The following is a 20,701-nucleotide window of genomic DNA, read 5'->3' on the forward strand; positions in this document are numbered from 1 at the left end:
GTTTCGGCCGGACGGGATTCGGCGGCCCGTTCGGTGCTGCGGGGCTCGGCGGAGCGGGACTCGCCCGTACGCGGCTCGCCGCGGCGGGATCCGTCGCGCTGGCCGCTGCGGCCTGCGCCGCCTGCGCCGCGTCCGCCGCGGTCGGATCGGCCGGAACCGCCCCGCGAGCCTTCACGGGAGCCGCGTCCGCCGGACTTGCCGGTTTCACCCAGGTCTTCGATCTTTTCGGCATCAATGCCGGCATGCGTGCGCTTGTTGCGCGGCAGGCGCCCCTTGGTGCCTTCGGGGATGTCCAGGTCCGTGTACAGGTGCGGGGAGGAGGAGTAGGTTTCCACCGGCTCCGCCTGGTCCATGCCCAGCGCCTTGTTGATCAGGCCCCAGCGGGGGACGTCGTCCCAATCCACAAAGGTCACCGCGGTGCCCTTGTTGCCGGCACGGCCGGTGCGGCCCACGCGGTGCAGGTACGTCTTCTCGTCTTCGGGGCACTGGTAGTTGATCACGTGCGTCACGTCGTCGACGTCGATGCCGCGGGCGGCGACGTCGGTGGCCACCAGCACGTCCACCTTTTCGTTGCGGAAGGCACGCATGGCCTGTTCACGGGCTCCCTGGCCCAGGTCGCCGTGCATGGCGGCCACGGCAAAGCCGCGGTCCACCAGCTCCTCGGAGAGCTTGGCGGCGGTCCGCTTGGTCTTGGTGAAGATGATGGTGCGGCCGCGGCCGCGGGCCTGCAGGATCCGTGCCACCACTTCGGCCTTGTCCAGGTTGTGGGCCCGGTAGACCACCTGGCGGATGTCCTTCTTCGTCAGGCCCTCGTCGTCGGGATCCGCGGCCCGGATATGGGTGGGCTTGGTCATGTAGCGGCGGGCCATGGAAACGACGGCGCCGGGCATGGTGGCGGAGAACAGCAGCGTCTGGCGCACGGCGGGGGTGGCGGCCATCAGGGTTTCAACGTCCGGCAGGAAGCCGAGGTCGAGCATCTCGTCGGCTTCGTCCAGGACCACAATGCGCACGTTCTTCAGCGAGAGGTGCTTCTTGTTGTACAGGTCGATCAGGCGTCCGGGCGTGCCGACCACGATCTCCACGCCGGCGGCCAGGGCCTCGATCTGCGGTTCGTAGGCGCGGCCGCCGTAGATGGTGACCACGCGGGCGCCGCGCCGGCGGGCTGCGGTGGTCAGATCACCGGCAACCTGTACTGCAAGTTCCCGGGTGGGAACCACAATCAGGGCCTGCGGTGCCCCGGGAACGGCGAGGTCGGCGTAACCCTCGTCCTCCGGTGCCACCACGCGCTGCAGGGCGGGAATGCCGAAACCGAGGGTTTTGCCCGTGCCGGTCTTGGCCTGGCCGATGATGTCGTGTCCGCCCAGGGCCACGGGCAGCGTCATCGACTGGATGGGGAAGGGATGGGTGATGCCGGCGTCGGAAAGTGATTCGACAATGTCCGCGCGGACCCCGAAATCGGCGAAGGTCAGCTCACGGATTTCCGCTGCCTCGGCCTTGGTGGCCAGGGTCTCGGCGACCTTCAGTTCTTCGGTGCTGTCATCAGCAGTGAGGTGACGATCGTCAGCCTGGGAGAGTTCAGTGTTCAATTAAATACCGTTCAGTTTAGGCAGCGCGGGGCGCCAGGCTCGACGAGTGGCTGACACAGCCCATCCCGGAGCGGATGGCACGCACGCGGTGCGTCCAGCGGAAGCCGATCGCGGGCTAACAACTGCAGGCCGCCTGTGCTCCATTGGCCACGGCGGCGGCCGAAAATTCAAGATCGCGTAGGGTTTGCGGGTCTTGTCGATACAACGTTCTAAAACAATCTCATATGACAAACGACCGGGCATCCAGTTACTACGATGCCATTCTACCCGCAGGCCGCTCAACGGCGTGCATCCGCGTCCCGCGTGCGGGGCGCGGCTGTGCTTCGGGCCACCGGGGACAGGTACGCTGGCGGGTATGACTAACGGGCACTACACGGACCTTTCGGCTGACGCTTCCGGCCCGGACGCTGCTGCCGATACTTACCGGCGATTCCTCACCGACCTGTTCGGGGTCATTGCCTACGGAGAGCTCTCCGCCTTCGAGCGCATGTCCTCCGACGCACGGTTCTCGCCCACCCTGCATGACCGGGCCACACTGGGACGCCTGGCAGTGCACGAATACGCACACTTCGAACTGATCTGTGACCGTCTGAGCGCGATGGGTGTGGATCCGGAAGATGCCATGCGGCCCTTCCAGGCGTCCGTGGACGCTTTCCACGACCGCACCCGGCCGGCCGACTGGTACGAGTCGCTGATGAAGTTCTACGTTACGGACGCCATCTCCGATGACTTCTACTCGGCACTCGCTTCGCGCCTTGATGCCGAAACCAACAGCCTGATCCAGGGCCTGAAGGCCACCGAGCAGCCGGGGGAGATCCTGCAGGCGCGGCTGCGGGTTGCCCTGGCGGACGATCCCCGGCTGGCGTCCCGGCTGGCCCTCTGGGGCCGCCGCCTGGTTGGCGAGGCGCTGACCCAGGCCCAGCGCGTGGTGATTGAACGTGCTTTCGTCGGCGGCCTGCTCGACGGCGAGGGACAGGACGTGGTTGAGGCAGAAATCAAAACCCTCACCGCGCAGCTGACGCGAAACCACTCAAAACGCATGAGCCTTCTCGGCCTGACGGCCTGAGGTCGCGTTACGCTTCTCCCGTCGAAGCAAGAACCCGGGTTGGCCCGGGGACCGGCCGGATGCCGGTTGCTGCGCGAAGCCTACTCGGGGACACCAACCCGGGAATACGCGGGGGAAGCATGGGGGCCATGGGGACAAAAGCAGGGCGGGTAATCGCCGTTGCGGCGGCGGTGTGCCTGCTGGCGGGCGGCGGCCCGGCAGGATCAACTGTGGACGCCGTGCCCCTGCCCGCCGCGGGCGCGGCGATACCTGCAGCGGTGGTCGCACCACCGTCCCCGCCCGCCGCGGACATCGCCCCGGCACCCTCGCCCCTGCCTCCCCTCCCGGGGGAGATCCTTAATCATCCGGTAACGGGCCGCCCCATGGTGGTCGTGGAGGACGTGGAAAAATCGGCGCTGGTCATCGGCGATTCGCAAGCGGGACCGTCCACCTGGGTGGGTCAGGGCCTTGTGCTGGCAGGCTACCCCGCCGTTATCCGAGGTGCCGGAGGAACCGGCTACGTCCAGGGTAACGGGACGGTGTCGGGCTACGCGCAGGCCCTGGAATCACAACAGTGGCTGCTGCCGTGGGGTACCCCGTCCCTGATCATCCTGCAGGGCGGCGGCAACGATACGGCTTATCCGCCGGAGGCAATCCGGGCCGGAGCGTTGCAGTTGATCCGTGACATCCGCCAGAGCTATCCGGGCGCCCGGATCCTCATGGTGGGGGTGATCGGCGACGGTACCGGACCCCGCCAGGGAGTTGACGACGTTTTGGCCGCCACCGCACGTGCGGAAGGCATCAGGTTCCTGAGCCCGGGACAATGGTGGTCCCAGTACGGCTTGACCGGCGCCCTCCGCCCGGACGGCCGGCACCTGAGCCCGGAGGGCCACCGCATCGCGGCGGAGGTTTTCGCCCGCGAAGTAGGGGCGCTGGCACCCCCGGACACTGCCGCCCGTGCGGTGCCCGACCCCCGGATCCGGAGCCTGCCGTAGGGTTGGCATCAGTCACGCAATCCGCCAACAACAAAGGGAGGCGGCGCTTCGGCGCTGCCTCCCTTAGTTGTTTTGCCCGGTTCCCACGTTCCGATCAGAGCCGGAGGATGCGTTCGGTCTCCGCGGCATCCGCCATACCGCGGCTGCGTCCAATGGGGACGGCGGCGGCAATCGGGGCCAGGACGGCCACGGCCGCCGGGACGGCCCAGCCGACCCAGTCCGCTTCGAAGGAGGCAGCACCTGCTGCCTGCAGCCCCACCCACGTGAGCAGGGCAGCGCACACGGAAATGCCGGGGAGCAGCAGGGTCCCGTACCGGGAACGCTGCCGGTCAGCAGCCCAGACGGCGAAGCCCGCGGCTACGGCGGTCAGCGTGACGAGGATCAGGCTCAGCATGGCTCAGGCGGGTCAGAGAGCGCCGAAACCGACGCGGCGGACTTCCTCGGCACCGATCTCCACGTAGCCGATTGAGGCACCCGGAACAACGATCAGCCGGCCCTTGACGTCCTTCAGCCGCAGCAGGGCGCCGCTGGCCAGGGACTGCTCCACGGCGTCAGCCACTTCGTCGGCGCTCTGGCCTGACTCGAAGACAATTTCGCGGGCTACGTTCTGAATGCCGATTTTTACTTCCACCGTGGTGCCTCCTGTAAACGATTACGAATCAATCGAAATCTACTCTAGATCTCTTTGGGGAAGCGGCTGATTCCGCGCCAAGCTAAACGGTAGACCAGTTCGGAAGCAGCATCGATGTCCAGGTCACCGTCGGTTTCCAGCCAGTACCGGGCGCTGACCTGCGCCATTCCGGCCAGTGCACGGCCCAGCAGGGTCGCCTCGACATGGGACAGCTTGGTGTCCTCGGCAATAACGCCGGCAATGCTGTTGGCGAAGCGGGCGTTGAATTCCTCGATGCGGGCACTGACCTCGGCATCGGAGGTCAGGTCCGATTCAAAGACCATCCGGTGCCCCTGGCTGTCCTGGGCGACAAAACGGAAATAGGCGCGCATGGTTTCCCGCACCCGCAGTTTGTTGTCCGTGGTGGAATTCAGGGCCGTCCGCAGGAAATCCGTCAGGGTGTTCAGATGATTGTCCAGCAGGGCCATGTACAGCTCCCGCTTGCCCGGGAAGTGCTGGTACAGCACGGGTTTGCTGACATGCGCGGCTTCGGCGATCTCATCCATCGCCGCCCCGTGGAAGCCGTTGCTGACAAACACCTCCTGGGCTGCGTTCAACAGCTGGCGGCGGCGTTCCTCCCGGGGGAGCCGAACCGGCTTGCCGGCTGCCTGGTTACTCACTGGTGGACCTCTCAACAGTTCCGGAGCGCTGCGCTGCACGGAGAATGAGAATCAGTTTACCTGCGGGTTATGGAACCAACAGGTCCGCCGGCCATACCCGTGGCTTAGATTGGACTTCATGACCATAGCAAGCGCACCGCTGCCTGAAGGTGTTCTGCCCGCCCTGGTGGCGCCCGGGGCGGAACTGACCCGCGCCGAAACCGAACGCTACTCCCGGCACCTGATCATTCCCGGTTTCGGGGAACCCGCCCAGCGGAGGCTGAAAAACGCCAAGGTCCTCGTGGTGGGCGCCGGCGGCCTGGGCTCGCCCGTGCTGCTGTACCTGGCCGCCGCAGGGGTGGGAACGCTCGGGATCGTGGACGACGACGTCGTGGACGTTTCGAACCTGCAGCGTCAGGTGATCCACGGCGTGAGTGACGTCGGAATCCCCAAAGCGGACTCCGCGGCGGGCAGCATCGCGGAGCTGAACCCGCTGGTACGGGTGGTCCTGCACCGGGAGCACCTGGACAACTCCAATGTGCTGGAGATTTTCGCCGGATATGACCTGGTGGTGGACGGCACCGACAACTTTGCCACCCGCTACCTGGTGAACGACGCCGCCGAGATCCTGGGCAAGCCGTACGTCTGGGGATCGATTCTCCGGTTTGACGGGCAGGTGAGCGTCTTCTGGGGCGCCCACGGGCCGACCTACCGTGACCTGTTTCCGCAGGCCCCGCCGCCCGGATCGGTGCCCTCCTGCGCCGAAGGGGGAGTGCTGGGTGTGCTCTGCGCGCAGATTGGTTCGGTCATGGCCAACGAAGCCATCAAGCTGATCACCGGCACCGGCCGCACCCTGCTGGGCCGGGTCCTGGTGTTCAATGCGCTGGAGATGAGCTGGCGGGAGCTGAAAGTCCGCCGGGATCCGGCCGCGGAACCGGTCACGGAGCTGGGCGACTACCAGGCGTTCTGCGGCATTGCACCGCCGGACCCGGACGGGCCCGAGGTCGAGGTGACGGTCCTGCGCGATCTGCTGGCCGAACGCGCAATAGGGCTGCGGGATTTCGAGCTTCTGGATGTGCGCGAGCCGGGGGAGTACGGGATTGTCCGGATAGACGGCGCCCGGCTGGCGCCGCGTGCCTCCGTGCTGGCCGGCGACTTCCGGCCCGAGCCGGGACGTGCGGTGTACGTGCACTGCAAATCGGGGGGACGCTCAGCGGAGGTGGCCGCCTATCTGCGCAGCCAGGGCTACCCGGAGGTGTACAACGTCAGCGGCGGCATCCTGGAATGGGTGCGCCGGGTGGAACCGGACAAACCGGTTTACTGAGCGGGACGGCCGTGCGTAAACCTGACGCTACGCGGACTTCGGCTCGGCGTCGTCGCCGTCTTTCGCCCGGCTGCTGCCCTTGTCTGCTGCCTTGCCGGCGCCCGGGGTTTCGGTGCGCCCCACGGTGATGCCGTAGAGGGCTTCCAGTCCCCGGATGTAGTCCTCCTGCTGGCCGCTGGCAGCCAGTTCGCGGGCACGGACGGTGGGAACGTGGAGCAGCTGCTTGACCATGCGGCGCATGGCAAATTCCACTTCCTCGGCGGCACCGGTGCAGCCGTGCTGTGCACGGACCTTTTCCAGTTCCGACTCCAGCACCTCCAGCGTGTGCCGGCGCAGGGCCACAATGGCGGAGTCCATTTCCCGGCTGAGCTGCTGCTTGGAGAAGTTCTGTGCGGCGTCGGCCACAATGGCGCTGGCCTGCTTGAGCGATTCGACCTGTTCGGCGGGAGCCGCCAGGCGGACGGATTCCAGGGTGATGAGTTCGACGCCGTCGATCTCGCGGACCTCGGGATCGAAGTCGTGCGTGAGGGCCAGGTCAATGATGATCAGCGGTTTGCCGGCGGATGCCCGGACGCGGCGCACGTCGTCGGCGCTGACCTGACTGTCGCTGCCGCTGCAGCCGATCACCACGTCGGCCTTGGCCAGTGCGCCGGGAAGCGACTGGCGGGTCAGCGGCCTGCCGCCGCGTGAAGCGGCGAAGGACTCCGCCCGGTTGGAAGAGGAGTAGACACTGATGTCGGTGCAGCCGCGCTCCTTGAGCAGGGCCATGGTGGCACCTGCGTAGGCGCCGGTGCCGAAGACCACTACGGACTTTGCGGACCAGTCGTCGTTTTCGGAAAGGTCGGTCGCCAGGCCCAGGGCAACCGAAACAATCGAAAGCCCCCGTTTACCGAGGGCTGTGAGTGCGCCGACGTCCTTGGCGGTGCGGGAAGCTGTCTGGAACAAGCGGCTCAGGCCGCCGGAAACGGTGCCCTTTTCCTGTGCTTCGATGAGCGCACGGCGTACCTGGCCGGCAATTTCACGTTCGCCCACGACGGCGGAATCAAGTCCCGCGCCGACGGCGAAGAGATGCTGGGCCACGGATTCGCCGGTGTTGGTGGCAAAGGAGCGGGAGACCAGGTCCTCAGCCATGCCGGAGCGCCTGCTGATTTCCGCTACAACGGCGGAGCGCGCGGCTTCAATGTCCGCATCAGAGGAGGTTTCGCAATACACCTCCAACCGGTTGCAGGTTGCGAGGACAACGGAGCCGGAGACGGCGGTTCCGGAATCGACCAGCGAAGACGGGACCTCGGAGGCGCCGGCACTCAGGCGGGCGACAGTCTCCAGGTCTACGTCGGTGTGCGTAGCAATGAGGGAAAGTAGAACCACAGTAGGTCAATACTAGCCACCCCCGGGAGGTTACCTTCAACCGGCCCGGTGTGAACCGCCCCTCCAACGGGCGTTTAACGGTGTGAGATGTGCCACCGGCAGCAACCGGCCGGGCCCGGTTATCGCTTGGCCGGGATTTTGGAGAGAATCAAGGTATGACTCTTAGCGCCACTCATCCGCTGCTGGATGGCCGCACGGCCGATTCCCCCCTGATTACCGCGTACCGGGGAGGCAAGCCGACCCGACGCCCGGTGTGGTTCATGCGCCAGGCCGGACGGTCCCTGCCCGAATACCTGAAGGCACGGCAGGGGATCGGCATGCTGGAATCCTGCCTGCGGCCCGAGCTGGCCGCCGAGATCACGCTCCAGCCCGTACGCCGCCATGACGTGGATGCCGGCATCTTCTTCTCCGACATCGTGATCCCGCTGAAACTCGCCGGCGTGGACGTGGACATTGTTCCCGGAGTTGGCCCGGTGCTGGGTTCGCCGGTACGCACCGCTGCGGACGTCGCCGCTCTGCCGAGGCTGACGGAGGAAGCACTCGAGCCCATCCGGGAAGCCGTCCGGCTGACAGTCGCGGAACTCGGCAGCAAGCCGCTGATCGGCTTCGCCGGTGCCCCGTTCACCCTCGCGGCCTACATGGTGGAGGGCAAGCCGTCACGGGACCATCTGGGCCCGCGCACCATGATGCACGCCGATCCGGATGCGTGGCAGGCGCTGACCGCCTGGGCCGCCGACGCCTCGGGGATGTTCCTGCGGGCACAGCTTGAGGCGGGCGCCAGCGCCGGCCAGCTGTTCGACTCGTGGGCGGGGTCCCTGGGCCTGGCGGACTATGTCAAGCACGTTGCTCCCGCCTCCGCCCGGGCACTGGACCACGTCCGCGGACTGGGTGCCCCGCTGGTGCACTTCGGCACCGGCACGTCGGAACTGCTGGTGGCCATGCGCGACGTCGGCGTGGACGTTGTGGGCGTGGACTACCGGCTGCCGCTGGACGAGGCCAACCGCCGGCTGGGCGGGACGACGCCGCTGCAGGGCAACATTGATCCGGCGCTGCTCAGTGCGCCCTGGGAGATCCTCGAAACACACGTCCGCGAAGTCCTCGCTGCCGGTGCCGCTGCGCCGGGGCACGTGGTCAACCTGGGCCACGGTGTGCCGCCGGAAACCGACGCGGACGTCCTGACCCGTGTGGTTGAACTGATCCATTCCGTGGAGCCGTAACCATGGCCCACCGTTTCCTTGCCAGGCCGGAAAAGCCGGACACCCAGGCCGACGTGCAGCCCGGGCGTCCGTCCGCCGTTGTCGTCGGCGGCGGCGTGTCCGGCCTGATCGCGGCCAGGGACTTGCTCCGGGCCGGAATCAGCGTCACCGTGCTCGAAGCCTCGCCCCGCTTCGGTGGATGCGTCGGCCGGCACGAGGTGGCGGGGATCCGTCTGGACAGCGGTGCGGAATCCTTCGCCACCCGTTCGACGGCTGTCCCCGAACTGATTGAGGAACTGGGCCTGGCCTCAGATGTAGTCCTGCCCAACCCGGCCGGTTCCTGGCTGCAGCTGGCCGCGGAAGACCTCCCGGCCGGAGCGCAGCCGATGCCCGCCAGCGGCATCCTCGGCATTCCCGCCGACCCGCGGGATCCCGACATTGCCCGGGCGCTCGGCCGGGTGGGGGCGGCCCGCGCCGCCCTGGACAAGGTGCTGCCGGTGGGCTCGCTTAACCGCCGCGAATCGATGAGCCTGGGTGAGCTGGTCCGTACCCGGATGGGCGACGCCGTGCTCCGCCGCCTGGTAGCCCCGGTGGTGGGAGGGGTTTACTCCTCGGACCCGGAGGTGCTGGATGTTGATTCCGTGGCCCCGGGACTGCGTGCGGCGGTGGCCCGCCACGGCTCCCTCGGCGCCGCGGTAGGCGCCATGCGCTCGGCAGCCCCGGCCGGTTCCGCCGTCGCCGGGCTGGACGGCGGGATGGGCCGGCTCAGCGAGGCCTTGGTCTCCGATCTGGAGGAGTCCGGTGCCCGCCTGCTCACCGGTGCCCGGGCCGACAGCCTTCTCCGCGGCACGGCGGGATGGCATGTGCGGTTCACGGACGGCTCCGGCGTGCAGGAGATTGCCGCGGACGCGGTGGTAGTGGCCGCTGACGGCCCCGCTTCCGTGGACCTGCTCTCCGCGGCACTGCCGGAAGTGGCCGCCTACCGCCCCGCGCCGGGACCCGGCGTCGCCCTTGTCACGCTGGTGGTGGACTTGCCGGACCTGGACGCCATGCCCCGCGGCACCGGCGTGCTGGTGGCGCGCGACGTCGAGGGCGTGGACGCCAAGGCCCTCACCCATGCCACGGCCAAGTGGCAGTGGCTGGCGGACTCCACGGGTCCGGGCACGCACGTGCTGCGCCTGTCCTACGGCCGTGCCCTGTCCCCGGAGGATGCCGCAGCAGAGCCCTCCCAGGTGGACCGGCCGGACGAGGACCTGTTCCGGCAGGCGGTGGCCGATGCCTCCGCCCTGCTCCAGGTGCGGATCGGCGCCGACGATGTTGTAGGCGCGGATGTAGTCCGCTGGGTGGGTGCGTTGCCCTCCGCGACCGTGGGACACAAGGAACGGGTGGCCGCGGTACGCGCTGCCGTCGCCGAAGTGCCCGGGCTGGAAGCGGTCGGAGCCTGGCTGGCAGGCACGGGCCTGGCCGCCGTCACCGCCGATACCCGCACCCGTATTGCCACCCTCGCGGGCGCCCTTGGCCAGGTGTGATGTTGCGCACTTTCTACGCTTTGTAGAAGTGCGTTGTTTCGACTTAGCTATGTGCAAAGGGCAGACTGTTAATCATGAGTGAGACGATGGAGACGAGTGCCGCCGCAGCGGCCGACAGCGAAGAACAGTTCTTTACCCTTTGGACCGTTTTCAAGCGGTCCTCGACTCCTAAAGCACCCCTTTCCGACGGGGCCGTGGAAGCGTTCGAGGCACTCGCGAAGGGCCTGGGCGCCAATAACGTCACTGTGCGCGGACTTTACGACGTTTCCGCAATGCGCGTCGACGCCGATGTGATGGTGTGGCTGCACGGCAGCGCCCCTGAAGCGCTGCAGGCAGCGCTGCGGCAGATCCGCCGCACCGAACTGTTTGCCGGTACCGAAATCGCCTGGTCCGCCATGGGTGTGCACCGCGACGCCGAGTTCTCGAAGAACCACTGGCCCTCCTTTGCCCGCGGCATCGACCCCGAGGCCTGGATCTGCGTCTACCCGTTTGTCCGCTCCTATGAGTGGTACCTGCTGCCCGCCGAGGAACGCGGCAAGATGCTGCGCGACCACGGCATGCTCGGCCGCGAATTCCCCCAGGTCCTCGCCAACACCGTCGCCTCCTTTGCCCTGGGCGACTGGGAATGGATCCTGGGCCTTGAAGCTCCCAACCTGGTTGACCTGGTCGACATGATGCGCCACCTGCGCTCCACCGAGGCCCGCAACCACGTTCGTGAAGAAGTCCCGTTCTATACCGGCCGGCGTATCCCGGCCGCCGAAGTTGCCGAGGTACTCAAATGACATCCGCCGTTTCCCCCGAGCCCGCCGCCTTCGACCCGCTTGAGGGCGTGGACGAAAACGGGCGCATGGAACCCAAGCACTATGACGCCATCCTGCTGGCCTCCTTTGGCGGGCCGGAAGGCCAGGAAGACGTTATTCCCTTCCTGCGCAACGTCACCGCCGGCCGCGGAATCCCCGATGAGCGCCTGGAAGAGGTGGCCACCCACTACCGGGCCAACGGCGGCATCAGCCCCATCAACGAGCAGAACCGTGCGCTGAAGGCTGCCCTCGAAGGTGAGCTTGCGCGCCGCGGCGTGGAACTGCCCGTCCTGTGGGGCAACCGTAACTGGGCGCCGTACATCAAGGATGTGCTGCAGGAAGCGTATGACAGCGGTTACCGCCGGATCCTGATGGTGACCACCAGCGTCTACTCCTCCTACTCCAGCTGCCGCCAGTACCGCGAAGACCTGGGCATGAACCTGCTCAAGACCGGACTGGACAAGAAGCTGCAGGTGGACAAGGTCCGCCAGTACTTCGACCACCCCGGCTTCGTGGAGCCGTTCGTGGACGGGGTCCGCGAGTCCGTGGCCAAGGTGCGCGAGCAGCTTGATGCCCGGGGCATCACGGACGGGAAGATCGAAATCCTCTTCTCCACCCACTCCATCCCCACGGCCGACGCCGAGGCCTCGGGCCCGCGCGACCGCGAATTCGAAGAGGGCAGCGCCTACGTAGCGCAGCACCTGGCCAACGCCCGGGCCATCATGGACCGGGTGCCGGAAGCGGCAGGGATGGACTGGCAGCTGGTCTACCAGTCCCGCTCCGGCGCACCGCACATCCCCTGGCTGGAACCCGACATCAATGACGCCATTGCCGAACTGCCCGCCAAGGGCGTCAACGGTGTGGTGATTGTTCCGCTCGGCTTTGTCAGCGACCACATGGAGGTTGTCTGGGACTTGGACACCGAGGCCATGGACACCTGCAAGGAACTCGGCCTGGCGGCGGACCGGACTCCCACCCCGGGCATCCACGAGACCTTCGTCTCCGGCCTGGTGGACCTGGTGGAGGAACGGACGGTGGAGAACAACATCGCCGACCGCCCCGCACTCACCCCGCTCGGCCCGTGGTACGACGTCTGCCGTCCCGGCTGCTGCGCCAACCTGCGCGGCGAGAAGCCGACCATCGCCGGTGCCGACTCCACCGTGGGTGTGCAGTAGTGGCACATTCGCCCGTTCTGGTAGGAACCCGGGGCAGCGCCCTGGCGGTCACCCAGACCACCACGGTGGCCGAAGCGCTTGCCGCGCTGGGCGGTTTCGGCGTCGAACTGGTGCGGGTCCGCACCGAAGGCGACGTCAACCGTGCCGCGCTGTCCCAGATCGGCGGCACCGGAGTGTTCGTTGCCGCGCTGCGCGAGTCGCTGCTGCGCGGTGACTGCGACGTGGCGGTGCATTCGCTCAAGGACCTGCCCACCGCTGCGGCACCCGGGCTGGCCCTGGCCGCCATTCCGGAGCGCGTGGACGTCCGCGACGTCCTCTGCGCCCGTGACGGCCTGACCCTGGCGGAACTGCCCGCCGGGGCGAAGGTCGGCACGGGGTCACCGCGGCGGGCTGCCCAGCTGCGTGCGGCCCGGCCGGACCTTGAGATCGTCGACATCCGCGGCAACGTGGACACCCGCCTGGGCCGCGTCGCCGGGCTGGTGGAAGGCGCGCCCGGGGACCTGGACGCCGTGGTGCTGGCCGCTGCCGGACTGGCCCGCCTCGGCCGGTTGAACGTGGTCACCGAATACATCCACCCCGCCGTGATGCTGCCCGCTCCCGGGCAGGGCGCGCTGGCCGTTGAATGCCGGGACGCGGACGCCGACGGCGGTGAGCTGGCCAAGGCGCTGGCGGACTACGACCACCGCGACAGCCGCCTGACCGTCGCCGCCGAACGGGCCATGCTGGGCCGGCTGGAAGCAGGCTGCACCGCACCGGTGGGTGCCCTCGCCCATGTGGCAGGGGACAGCATCACCCTCGAAGCCGTGGTGTGCAGCGACGACGGCACCAAGCTGCTGCGCCGCACCGGGACCGCCGGGGAACTGACCGAAGATGCTGCCCGCGCCCTGGGCGTGCAGGTGGCGGAGGAGCTGCTGGCGGCGGGAGCCGCCGGGCTCACCGACCTGCCTGCCAGCTGATGCGCTGCCCCGGAAACCGCTGACATGCCAGCCACGCACAACGGGCCGGACCTCACCGGACTGAATGTCGTCCTTCCCCGCACCCCGGACCGGGCTTCGGCCATGGTCCGGGAGCTGCAGGACTGCGGTGCCACGGTAGCACTGATGCCGCTGATCGACTTCCAGTTTCCCTCGGATACCTGTCTGCTGGACCGGGCCCTGAATTCGCTGAAAGCCGGCCGCTTCGCTTGGGTGGTCTTCACCTCCGTCACCACCGTCCGGGCCGTCACCCGCCGGTGCGCGGCACTGGGCATCCGGCCGGCCGCCGTCGTCCCCGATGAGACACGCATTGCCGCCGTGGGCGCCGGCACCCGGCAAGCACTGGAGGAGATCGGCTTCGACATCGACTTCATGCCCGAGGCGGACCAGTCCGCCCGTGGCCTGGCGGCGTCCTGGCCGGATCCCTCCGGTTCCGACCCGGAAGGAGGGGACCTGCGGGTGCTGCTGCCGCAGGCCGACATCGCCGACCCTTCCCTGCACGACGCACTGACATCGCTGGGCTGGGACGTACGCGCCGTGACCGCCTACTGCACCGTGGACTACCCGGCCACAGGTGTCCGCTTCACCCCGGCGGCATCCGGAGGTGACCTGCTGGACCCCGAAGCCTTCCCGGCGTGGACGCCCGCCGGGCCGCGTGCCGTCGTCCTGACCTCCCCGAGCATTGCCGTCCGCTTCGTGCGGCGCTGCGCCCCGGTTCCGGCCGGGACCACGCTCGTGGCCATCGGCGACAGCACGGCGGCACGCATGCGCGAGCTTGGCGTACCCCCGCACGCAGTGGCGAAGCAGCCCACCCCGGCGGGAATAGCGCAGGCCCTCTCCATTGCTATGCCTATGGGTCCCACTACTTAGTTCCCTCACTACCGGAAGGCAGATTTACCTCTATGAGCTTCCCCCAGCACCGTCCCCGCCGGCTCCGCACGACCCCCGCCATGCGGCGGCTCACTGCCGAGTATCGGCTGGATCCGGCCGAGCTGATCCTGCCCGCTTTTGTCCGCGAGGGCATTACCGAGCCCAACCCGCTCACCTCCATGCCCGGCGTCGTCCAGCACACCATGGACTCGCTGAAGAAAGCCGCAGCGGAAGCAGTTGAACTGGGCGTGGGTGGCATCATGCTCTTCGGCATTCCTGCCGAGCGCGACGCCGTCGGCAGTGCCGGCACCGACCCGGAAGGCATCCTCAACCGCGGCATCCGGGCCGTGCGCGAGGAAGTGGGCGATGACCTGGTCATCATGAGCGATGTCTGCCTGGACGAATTCACCGACCACGGACACTGCGGCGTGCTGGATGAAAACGGCGTGGTGGACAACGACACCACCGTGGAGATCTACGGCCGGATGGCCGTGGAGCAGGCCCGCGCCGGCGCACATGTACTGGGCCCGTCCGGCATGATGGACGGCCAGATTGCCGTAATCCGCCAGGCCCTGGACGCCGCCGGCTACCAGGACGTTTCGCTCTTCGCCTACGCCGCCAAGTACGCCTCGGCGTTCTACGGCCCGTTCCGCGAAGCCGTGGACTCCCAGCTCAAGGGCGACCGCCGGACCTACCAGATGGATGCCGCGAACCGCCGCGAGGCGCTGCTCGAAGTGGAGCTGGACCTGGAAGAAGGCGCCGACATGGTCATGGTCAAGCCGGCCATGAGCTACCTGGACGTGCTGGCCGATGTTGCCGCCATGTCTCCGGTGCCGGTGGGCGCTTACCAGATTTCCGGCGAGTACGCGATGATTGAAGCGGCCGCCGCCAACGGCTGGATTGACCGCCGCCGGGCCATCGAAGAGTCCGTGCTGGGCATCAAGCGGGCCGGCGCGAACATGATTCTCACCTACTGGGCCACCGAGCTGGCGGCCTGGCTGAAGGAAAGCAAGTAATGTCCCCATCTGTCTCAGCCTCAAACGAGGAACTTTTTGACCGTGCCCGGGCCCTGATGCCCGGCGGCGTGAACTCCCCGGTCCGGGCGTTCGGCTCCGTGGGCGGCACGCCCAAGTTCATGGTTTCCGCCAAGGGCCCCTACATCACCGACTCCGAGGGCCGCGAGTACGTGGACCTTGTCTGCTCCTGGGGCCCGGCGCTGGTGGGGCACTCCCACCCCGACGTCCTGGCCGCTGTGCATGCCGCCGTCGACAACGGCCTGTCCTTCGGTGCTTCCACCCCGGCCGAAGCCGAGCTGGCACAGCTGGTCATGGACCGGGTGCCGGCCGTTCAGCGGCTGCGGATGGTCTCCACCGGGACCGAAGCCACCATGACCGCCATCCGGCTGGCCCGCGGCTACACCGGCCGCAACCTGGTGATCAAGTTCGCCGGCTGCTACCACGGCCACCTGGACGGGCTGCTGGCCTCCGCCGGATCCGGGCTGGCCACCCTTGCCCTGCCCGGCTCCGCCGGCGTGACGGCGGCCACCGCCGCCGAAACCCTGGTGCTGCCGTACAACGACATTGCGGCCGTGGAAAAGGCCTTCGCCGAACACGGTGCCGACATTGCCGCGGTCATCACGGAAGCCGCCCCCGCGAACATGGGCGTGGTGACCCCGGACGAAGGCTTCAACGCCGCCCTGTCCCGCATCACCACCTCCCACGGCGCCCTGCTGATCCTGGACGAGGTCCTCACCGGCTTCCGCACCGGACCGGCCGGCTACTGGGGCCTGACCGGCGCCGTCGAGGGCTGGAGCCCGGATCTGTTCACCTTCGGCAAGGTCATTGGCGGCGGAATGCCCGTGGCTGCCCTGGGCGGCCGCGCCGATGTGATGGACTACCTGGCACCGCTCGGCCCGGTCTACCAGGCCGGCACCCTCTCCGGAAACCCGATCGCCATGGCAGCCGGCGTGGCAACCCTGAAGGCCGCCACCGCAGAGGTCTACGCCACGGTGGATGCCCGCAGCGCCGAACTCTCAGCGGCGGTGTCCGCCGAGCTGGACGCCGCCGGCGTGGACCACAGCATCCAGCGCGCCGGCAGCCTGTTCAGCGTCGCCTTCGGCACCTCCGCCACCGGCGTGCACAACTACGAGCAGGCCCAGGCGCAGGACGCCTTCCGCTACCGGCCGTTCTTCCACTCCATGCTCGACGCCGGGGTCTACCTGCCGCCGTCGGTCTTCGAGGCCTGGTTCCTCTCCGGTGCGCACGACGACGCCGCGATGAACCGGGTCTACGATGCCCTGCCGGCAGCCGCGAAGGCCGCCGCGGAGGCGAAGCCGGAGCAGTAGGACCGGTGAAACACTAAAAAGCCCCGCACCTTTTAGGTGCGGGGCTTTTTACTGTTCCGGCCGGTATGGCTAGAAGGCTGCGGTCACGTCGCCGTTGGGCCAGGTCTCTTCAATGAAGGCCTTGGTCTCGGGGGAGTGCAGGAGCTCTTCGAGCTTGTCGATCCGGGCATCCTTGCTGCCGGCCTTCCAGGCCAGGAAGTTGGCGTAGGGGTTGTCCTCGACGGATTCAACCAGCAGGGCATCGTCGGTGCTCAGGCCGGCCTCGAGGATGTAGTTGCCGTTGATGATCGCCAGGTCCACCGTGGGGTCGCCGAGGTCGTTGACCAGGAGCTCCGGCTGGTTTTCCTGGAAGTCCAGGTCCTTCGGGTTCTGCTCATCGGTCAGGGTCAGCACCGAGGAATCGTCTGCGATGTCCTTCACCAGTCCGGCCTCTTCCAGCATCTTCAGGGCACGGGCCTGGTTGGAGGGGTCGTTGGTGACCATCACGCGGGCTCCGTCCTCAATGGAGGAGACATCCTTGTGCTTCTCGGAGAACGCTGCGTAGGGCTCTACGTGAATGCCCTCGCCGTGTTCGAAGTCGTAGCCCTGGGACTCCATCTGGGATTCCAGGTACGGCAGGTGCTGGTAGTAGTTGACGTCGCTGTCGCCGTCGTCCAGGGAAATGTTGGGCGTGATGTAGTCGTCGAATTCCTGGATCTCGAGCTTCAGCCCGGCCTCTTCGGCGAGGTTGTCGCGGACAAACTCCAGGATCCGGGCATGCGGCGTCGGGCTGGCGCCCACGGTCAGGGTTACCGGGTTTGCGGGGTCAAGGCTCTCTACGGCGCTGGGGGTGGACTCGGATCCACCACAAGCCGTCAACGCCAGAGCCGTGGCCACACCGGTGGCAACGAGGGTAAGTGCTTTACGCATCGAATGCGTTCCTTTCGGGTAACCCGAGGCGGAACTCCGCTGGTCGGGTGGGGTGCAGCTAGCGGCTACTGGCTGCAGATCCGCAGGCCGCCGGGCAGTGCCCGGCGGCGGTGGAAAACTGGGGTCAGACGGTGGCGTCGTCGGGGGCGCGGTCCGCGGAGCGCGGGGCCGCGGCAGGGCCGCCGTCCGCCTGTACTGCAGCGGCGGATGCGGGGCGGCGCCGACGGGCCGCACCGGAAGCGGACCGGTGGTCCACCCGGCGGGAGAACCAGTCACCGAGGAGCTGGATGATCTGTACCAGGGCAACGATGATCACGATGGTCACCACCATCACCTGGGTGTCGAAGCGCTGCACGCCGTAGTTGTAGGCCAGCCGGCCGAGGCCGCCGCCGCCGATGATGCCCGCCATCGCGGAGTAGCCCACCAGGGTCACGAGGGTGGTGGTCAGGGCTGCGACCAGGCCCGGCAGGGCTTCGCGCAGCAGCACCTTGGTGACAACCTGCATCTTGGTGGAACCCATAACGAGGGCGGCGTCGATCTTGCCGCCGGAGACGTCGCGCAGCGCGTTTTCGACCAGCCGGGCGAAGAACGGGATGGTGGCGATGCTCAGCGATACCGAGGCGGCCACGGGGCCGATGGAGGTGCCGGTAATCAGGCGGGCCAGCGGAATGAGGGTGACGGCGAGGATCGCGAACGGCACCGAACGGGTGATGTTCACGATGATGTCGCTGACAATCCGGTTGGTGATGCGCAGCGGCCGCAGCCCGCCGGGGGCACTGGTGTGCAGGAAAACGCCCAGCGGCAGGCCGATCAGCAGGGTGAAGACCCCGGAGATGCCCACCATCTGCAGGGTTTCGATCACGGCTTCCGGCAGGGCCTTGGTGATGCCGGGATTGTCGAAGAGTTCAGTCAGGAAATTCATGCGGCCACCTCCACGGCGACGCCCTGCAGGGCCAGGTATTCATGGACGGCGGTCATGTCCGTGTGGGTGTCCAATTGGATCCGCAACCGTCCGAAGCGGGTGCCGGCCAGCAGTTCCACACTGCCGGCCAGGACGTTGACATCGGTATCGAACCGGCGGGTCAGGGCCGAGAGGACGGGGTCCGAAGTGGTCTGCCCGGTGAACAGCAGTTCAAGGACGGGCCCGCCGGGGGACGGGGGAGTGGCCGGCAGCGGGATCAGCTGCTTGGCCAGGCGGCCGCGGAGGTCCGAGGCGACCTCGCGCAGCGGCCCGTGTTCGACAACGCGCCCGGCTTCCAGCAGGGACACGGAATCGCAGATCCGCTTCACCACGTTCATCTCATGCGTGATGATCAGCACCGTGAGGTCCAGGCGCCGGGTGAGGTCCGAGATCAGGTCCAGGATGTCGTCCGTGGTGGCCGGATCCAGGGCGGACGTCGGCTCGTCGCAGAGCAGCACGTCGGGGTCGGCCGCCAGGGCGCGGGCGATGCCCACGCGCTGTTTCTGTCCGCCGGAGAGCTGTGCGGGGTAGGCACCGGCAAAGCCTTCCAGGCCCACCAGGCCGAGCAGTTCCTTCACCCGGGCGTCGATGGCGCTCTTCGGGGTGCCCACCAGTTCCAGCGGATGCGCAATGTTGGCAGCCGCGGTGCGGGAATCCATGAGGTTCGCGTGCTGGAACACCATGCCGATCCGGCGGCGGGCGGCGCGGATCTCGGAGTCCTTCACGGCGGTCAGTTCGCGGCCGTCGATGGTGACGGAGCCCGACGTCGGCCGGTCAAGCAGCGTCAGGCAACGCACCAGCGTGGACTTGCCGGCGCCGGAGTGGCCGATGATCCCGTGGATGGAACCCTTCGGCACGCTCAGGCTTACACCGTCGAGGGCGGTGACAATGCGGTCGCCCTGGGAGTAGACCTTGCGGAGGTCGGTAACTGTGATCATTGGTCCTCGTCATGTGCGTGTGCGGCCGGGCATGGCGAAGAGGGCACGGATTCGTGCCGTGCCGAGACGCCGGCCGTGCGGAGGGTGCCTGCCAATCTCGTGGCGCGAGACGGTACATGCGCGCACGGGGTGCGCGGTCCGCCTGGGGCGCCATCAGCGCCTGACACATCTACCAGTATCGCATGACGGGGCCTGCCGCCCGTCACCGGGTCCGCCTGTGAAGAACCGTGACGCCTGCCGGGATGTCGGGTCGGGCCGGGATGTCGGCTCGGGTCGGGAACCGGCCGGGATCAGGCCGGGTCCAGGACCGCTGCCCGGTCGTGGTCCTCAGTCGGGCGGAAAGGCCAGCTGCCGTCGATGACGGCTTCGGGGTCCCGGCGCCGCAGGTATTCCTGGAAGCTGGCCGCCTGGCCTGCGGCCCAGCCCACTTGGGCGCGGTGCAGCGTGACGGCATCGCACTGCAGCTCCGGGTACTTTTCCACCATGACGGCGGCCACGGCCAGGGTGGCGGCAACGTCTGCTGCCGAGGTGTGGGCGTTCTCGAACCCCACGCCGTAATGCTCGGCCATGGCAGTGAGGGTCCGCTTGCCGCGGCGGAACCGGTCCACCTGCTTGTCCAGGATGTAGGGATCGATGACGGGTTCCGGATTCGGCACCGGCAGCCCGAAGCGTTCGCACTCGCGGGCCAGCACGGTGAAGTCGTAGCAGGCATTAAAGGCCAGTACCGGGATCCCGGCCGCAAACATGCCGCCCAGCACTTCGGCGACCTCGGCAGTGACGGCAGCGGGGTTGCCACCCTCTGCCCGTGCCCGCTCGTTGGTGATGCCGTGGATGGCAGCCGCCTCCGCGGGGATGGGGACTTCCGGGCAGGCCAGCCACTCATGGTGCTGCAGGGTTTCGCCCCTGCCGTTGACCAGGATGATGGATGCGGTCACGATCCGTGCGGTCTGCGGGTCCCGTCCGGTGGTCTCCAGATCGAAGGCCGCGCGGGGAAGATTCTGCCAGCTGTTCATGCTTCAAACCTACCGGCGGGCAGTGACAATCCCGGGATTGGCGGCATGCGCGGCGGCCTCGGTACGCTACGGATATGCGCAGGGACTACGCCGATGCGGTGCTGGGTGTGGCGGATCTCATCCCGCCCGGCCGGGTGCTTTCCTACGGCGACATCGCCGAACTGCTCGGTGCCGGCGGACCCCGCCAGGTGGGTGCGGTGATGTCGCTGCGCGGCAGCGAAGTCTGCTGGTGGCGGGTGCTGCGGGCCTCCGGCCAACCGCCCAAGTGCCACGGGGGCCGCGCCTGGGAGCACTACCGGAGCGAGGGCACGCCCGTGCGGGGGACTCCGGACGACGACGGCGCCGGTTACCGGGTGGTGATCGAAGCGGCCCGCTGGCAGCCCTCGGACGCCGGCTGGGCGGCCC

Annotated in this window: 21 protein-coding genes; 12 read left to right on the forward strand and 9 right to left on the reverse strand. The window is 68.0% G+C overall.

Annotated features, from left to right (window positions below; genetic code table 11):
* Nucleotides 1-1,586 (reverse strand): DEAD/DEAH box helicase (locus tag AC5RUF_RS14860; RefSeq protein WP_494131097.1); only part of this gene is annotated, 1,586 nt, incomplete at its 3' end.
* Nucleotides 1,587-1,941: 355 nt separating this feature from the next.
* Here AC5RUF_RS14860 and AC5RUF_RS14865 point away from each other — a divergent pair.
* Both AC5RUF_RS14865 and AC5RUF_RS14870 read left to right on the forward strand, forming a co-directional pair.
* The gene (locus tag AC5RUF_RS14865; RefSeq protein ID WP_494131098.1) at nt 1,942-2,652 is read left to right on the forward strand and encodes a ferritin-like fold-containing protein; all 711 of its coding nucleotides are present in this window, start codon (nt 1,942-1,944) and stop codon (nt 2,650-2,652) included.
* Between the two features lie 128 nt (nt 2,653-2,780).
* Nucleotides 2,781-3,626 (forward strand): SGNH/GDSL hydrolase family protein, encoded by an 846-nt coding sequence (locus tag AC5RUF_RS14870; protein ID WP_494131099.1) that lies wholly within the window; start codon nt 2,781-2,783, stop codon nt 3,624-3,626.
* Nucleotides 3,627-3,720: 94 nt separating this feature from the next.
* On the opposite strand, the gene AC5RUF_RS14875 is transcribed toward AC5RUF_RS14870, so the two are convergent.
* The 3 genes from AC5RUF_RS14875 to AC5RUF_RS14885 are packed head-to-tail and all read right to left on the reverse strand — an operon-like array spanning nt 3,721 to nt 4,916.
* On the reverse strand, nt 3,721-4,020 hold the full coding sequence (locus AC5RUF_RS14875) for a hypothetical protein (RefSeq protein WP_494131100.1): 300 nt from the start codon (nt 4,018-4,020) through the stop codon (nt 3,721-3,723).
* 12 nt (nt 4,021-4,032) lie between these two features.
* Nucleotides 4,033-4,257, reverse strand: a complete 225-nt coding sequence (locus AC5RUF_RS14880; protein WP_227903616.1) for a DUF3107 domain-containing protein — start codon at nt 4,255-4,257, stop codon at nt 4,033-4,035.
* Between the two features lie 44 nt (nt 4,258-4,301).
* The gene (locus AC5RUF_RS14885; RefSeq protein ID WP_493997227.1) at nt 4,302-4,916 is read right to left on the reverse strand and encodes a TetR/AcrR family transcriptional regulator; all 615 of its coding nucleotides are present in this window, start codon (nt 4,914-4,916) and stop codon (nt 4,302-4,304) included.
* A gap of 118 nt (nt 4,917-5,034) precedes the next feature.
* Between AC5RUF_RS14885 and moeB the strand changes: the two genes are divergently transcribed.
* Nucleotides 5,035-6,219, forward strand: a complete 1,185-nt coding sequence (gene moeB / locus AC5RUF_RS14890) for a molybdopterin-synthase adenylyltransferase MoeB (RefSeq protein ID WP_494131101.1) — start codon at nt 5,035-5,037, stop codon at nt 6,217-6,219.
* Nucleotides 6,220-6,246: 27 nt separating this feature from the next.
* Here the strand turns inward: moeB and AC5RUF_RS14895 are convergent, their stop codons facing one another.
* Nucleotides 6,247-7,587, reverse strand: coding sequence for a glutamyl-tRNA reductase (locus tag AC5RUF_RS14895; protein ID WP_494131102.1), 1,341 nt, complete (start codon nt 7,585-7,587; stop codon nt 6,247-6,249).
* Nucleotides 7,588-7,742: 155 nt separating this feature from the next.
* Between AC5RUF_RS14895 and hemE the strand changes: the two genes are divergently transcribed.
* From hemE to hemL, 8 genes are all read left to right on the forward strand, one after another.
* Nucleotides 7,743-8,804 (forward strand): uroporphyrinogen decarboxylase, encoded by a 1,062-nt coding sequence (hemE, locus tag AC5RUF_RS14900; protein ID WP_493997230.1) that lies wholly within the window; start codon nt 7,743-7,745, stop codon nt 8,802-8,804.
* Between the two features lie 2 nt (nt 8,805-8,806).
* The gene (gene hemG / locus AC5RUF_RS14905; protein ID WP_494131103.1) at nt 8,807-10,312 is read left to right on the forward strand and encodes a protoporphyrinogen oxidase; all 1,506 of its coding nucleotides are present in this window, start codon (nt 8,807-8,809) and stop codon (nt 10,310-10,312) included.
* Between the two features lie 74 nt (nt 10,313-10,386).
* Nucleotides 10,387-11,094, forward strand: a complete 708-nt coding sequence (gene hemQ / locus AC5RUF_RS14910; protein ID WP_493998309.1) for a hydrogen peroxide-dependent heme synthase — start codon at nt 10,387-10,389, stop codon at nt 11,092-11,094.
* Nucleotides 11,091-12,287, forward strand: coding sequence for a ferrochelatase (locus AC5RUF_RS14915; protein ID WP_493998308.1), 1,197 nt, complete (start codon nt 11,091-11,093; stop codon nt 12,285-12,287). Before hemQ ends, AC5RUF_RS14915 begins: the two co-directional genes overlap by 4 nt.
* The gene (hemC, locus tag AC5RUF_RS14920; protein ID WP_494131104.1) at nt 12,287-13,243 is read left to right on the forward strand and encodes a hydroxymethylbilane synthase; all 957 of its coding nucleotides are present in this window, start codon (nt 12,287-12,289) and stop codon (nt 13,241-13,243) included. Before AC5RUF_RS14915 ends, hemC begins: the two co-directional genes overlap by 1 nt.
* 24 nt (nt 13,244-13,267) lie before the next feature.
* Nucleotides 13,268-14,131: a uroporphyrinogen-III synthase gene (locus AC5RUF_RS14925; protein ID WP_494131105.1), complete on the forward strand. Its 864-nt coding sequence runs from the start codon at nt 13,268-13,270 to the stop codon at nt 14,129-14,131.
* Nucleotides 14,132-14,163: 32 nt separating this feature from the next.
* Nucleotides 14,164-15,147, forward strand: a complete 984-nt coding sequence (gene hemB, locus AC5RUF_RS14930) for a porphobilinogen synthase (RefSeq protein ID WP_493998767.1) — start codon at nt 14,164-14,166, stop codon at nt 15,145-15,147.
* Nucleotides 15,147-16,475, forward strand: a complete 1,329-nt coding sequence (gene hemL, locus AC5RUF_RS14935) for a glutamate-1-semialdehyde 2,1-aminomutase (RefSeq protein WP_494131106.1) — start codon at nt 15,147-15,149, stop codon at nt 16,473-16,475. Before hemB ends, hemL begins: the two co-directional genes overlap by 1 nt.
* A 69-nt stretch (nt 16,476-16,544) precedes the next feature.
* On the opposite strand, the gene AC5RUF_RS14940 is transcribed toward hemL, so the two are convergent.
* The 4 genes from AC5RUF_RS14940 to AC5RUF_RS14955 all read right to left on the reverse strand — a co-directional run bounded on the left by AC5RUF_RS14940 (nt 16,545) and on the right by AC5RUF_RS14955 (nt 20,296).
* Nucleotides 16,545-17,384 (reverse strand): MetQ/NlpA family ABC transporter substrate-binding protein, encoded by an 840-nt coding sequence (locus tag AC5RUF_RS14940; protein WP_494131107.1) that lies wholly within the window; start codon nt 17,382-17,384, stop codon nt 16,545-16,547.
* A 124-nt stretch (nt 17,385-17,508) separates the two neighbouring features.
* Nucleotides 17,509-18,306, reverse strand: coding sequence for a methionine ABC transporter permease (locus AC5RUF_RS14945; RefSeq protein ID WP_494131108.1), 798 nt, complete (start codon nt 18,304-18,306; stop codon nt 17,509-17,511).
* Nucleotides 18,303-19,283 carry a methionine ABC transporter ATP-binding protein gene (locus AC5RUF_RS14950; protein ID WP_493998161.1) on the reverse strand — a complete coding sequence of 327 codons (981 nt, stop codon included), beginning with the start codon at nt 19,281-19,283 and terminating at the stop codon, nt 18,303-18,305. Before AC5RUF_RS14950 ends, AC5RUF_RS14945 begins: the two co-directional genes overlap by 4 nt.
* Nucleotides 19,284-19,573: 290 nt before the next feature.
* On the reverse strand, nt 19,574-20,296 hold the full coding sequence (locus AC5RUF_RS14955) for a 3'-5' exonuclease (RefSeq protein WP_494131109.1): 723 nt from the start codon (nt 20,294-20,296) through the stop codon (nt 19,574-19,576).
* A gap of 74 nt (nt 20,297-20,370) precedes the next feature.
* Between AC5RUF_RS14955 and AC5RUF_RS14960 the strand changes: the two genes are divergently transcribed.
* Nucleotides 20,371-20,701 (forward strand): MGMT family protein (locus AC5RUF_RS14960; RefSeq protein ID WP_494131110.1); only part of this gene is annotated, 331 nt, incomplete at its 3' end.

The organism is Arthrobacter sp. Y3224198 (assembly GCF_059090025.1).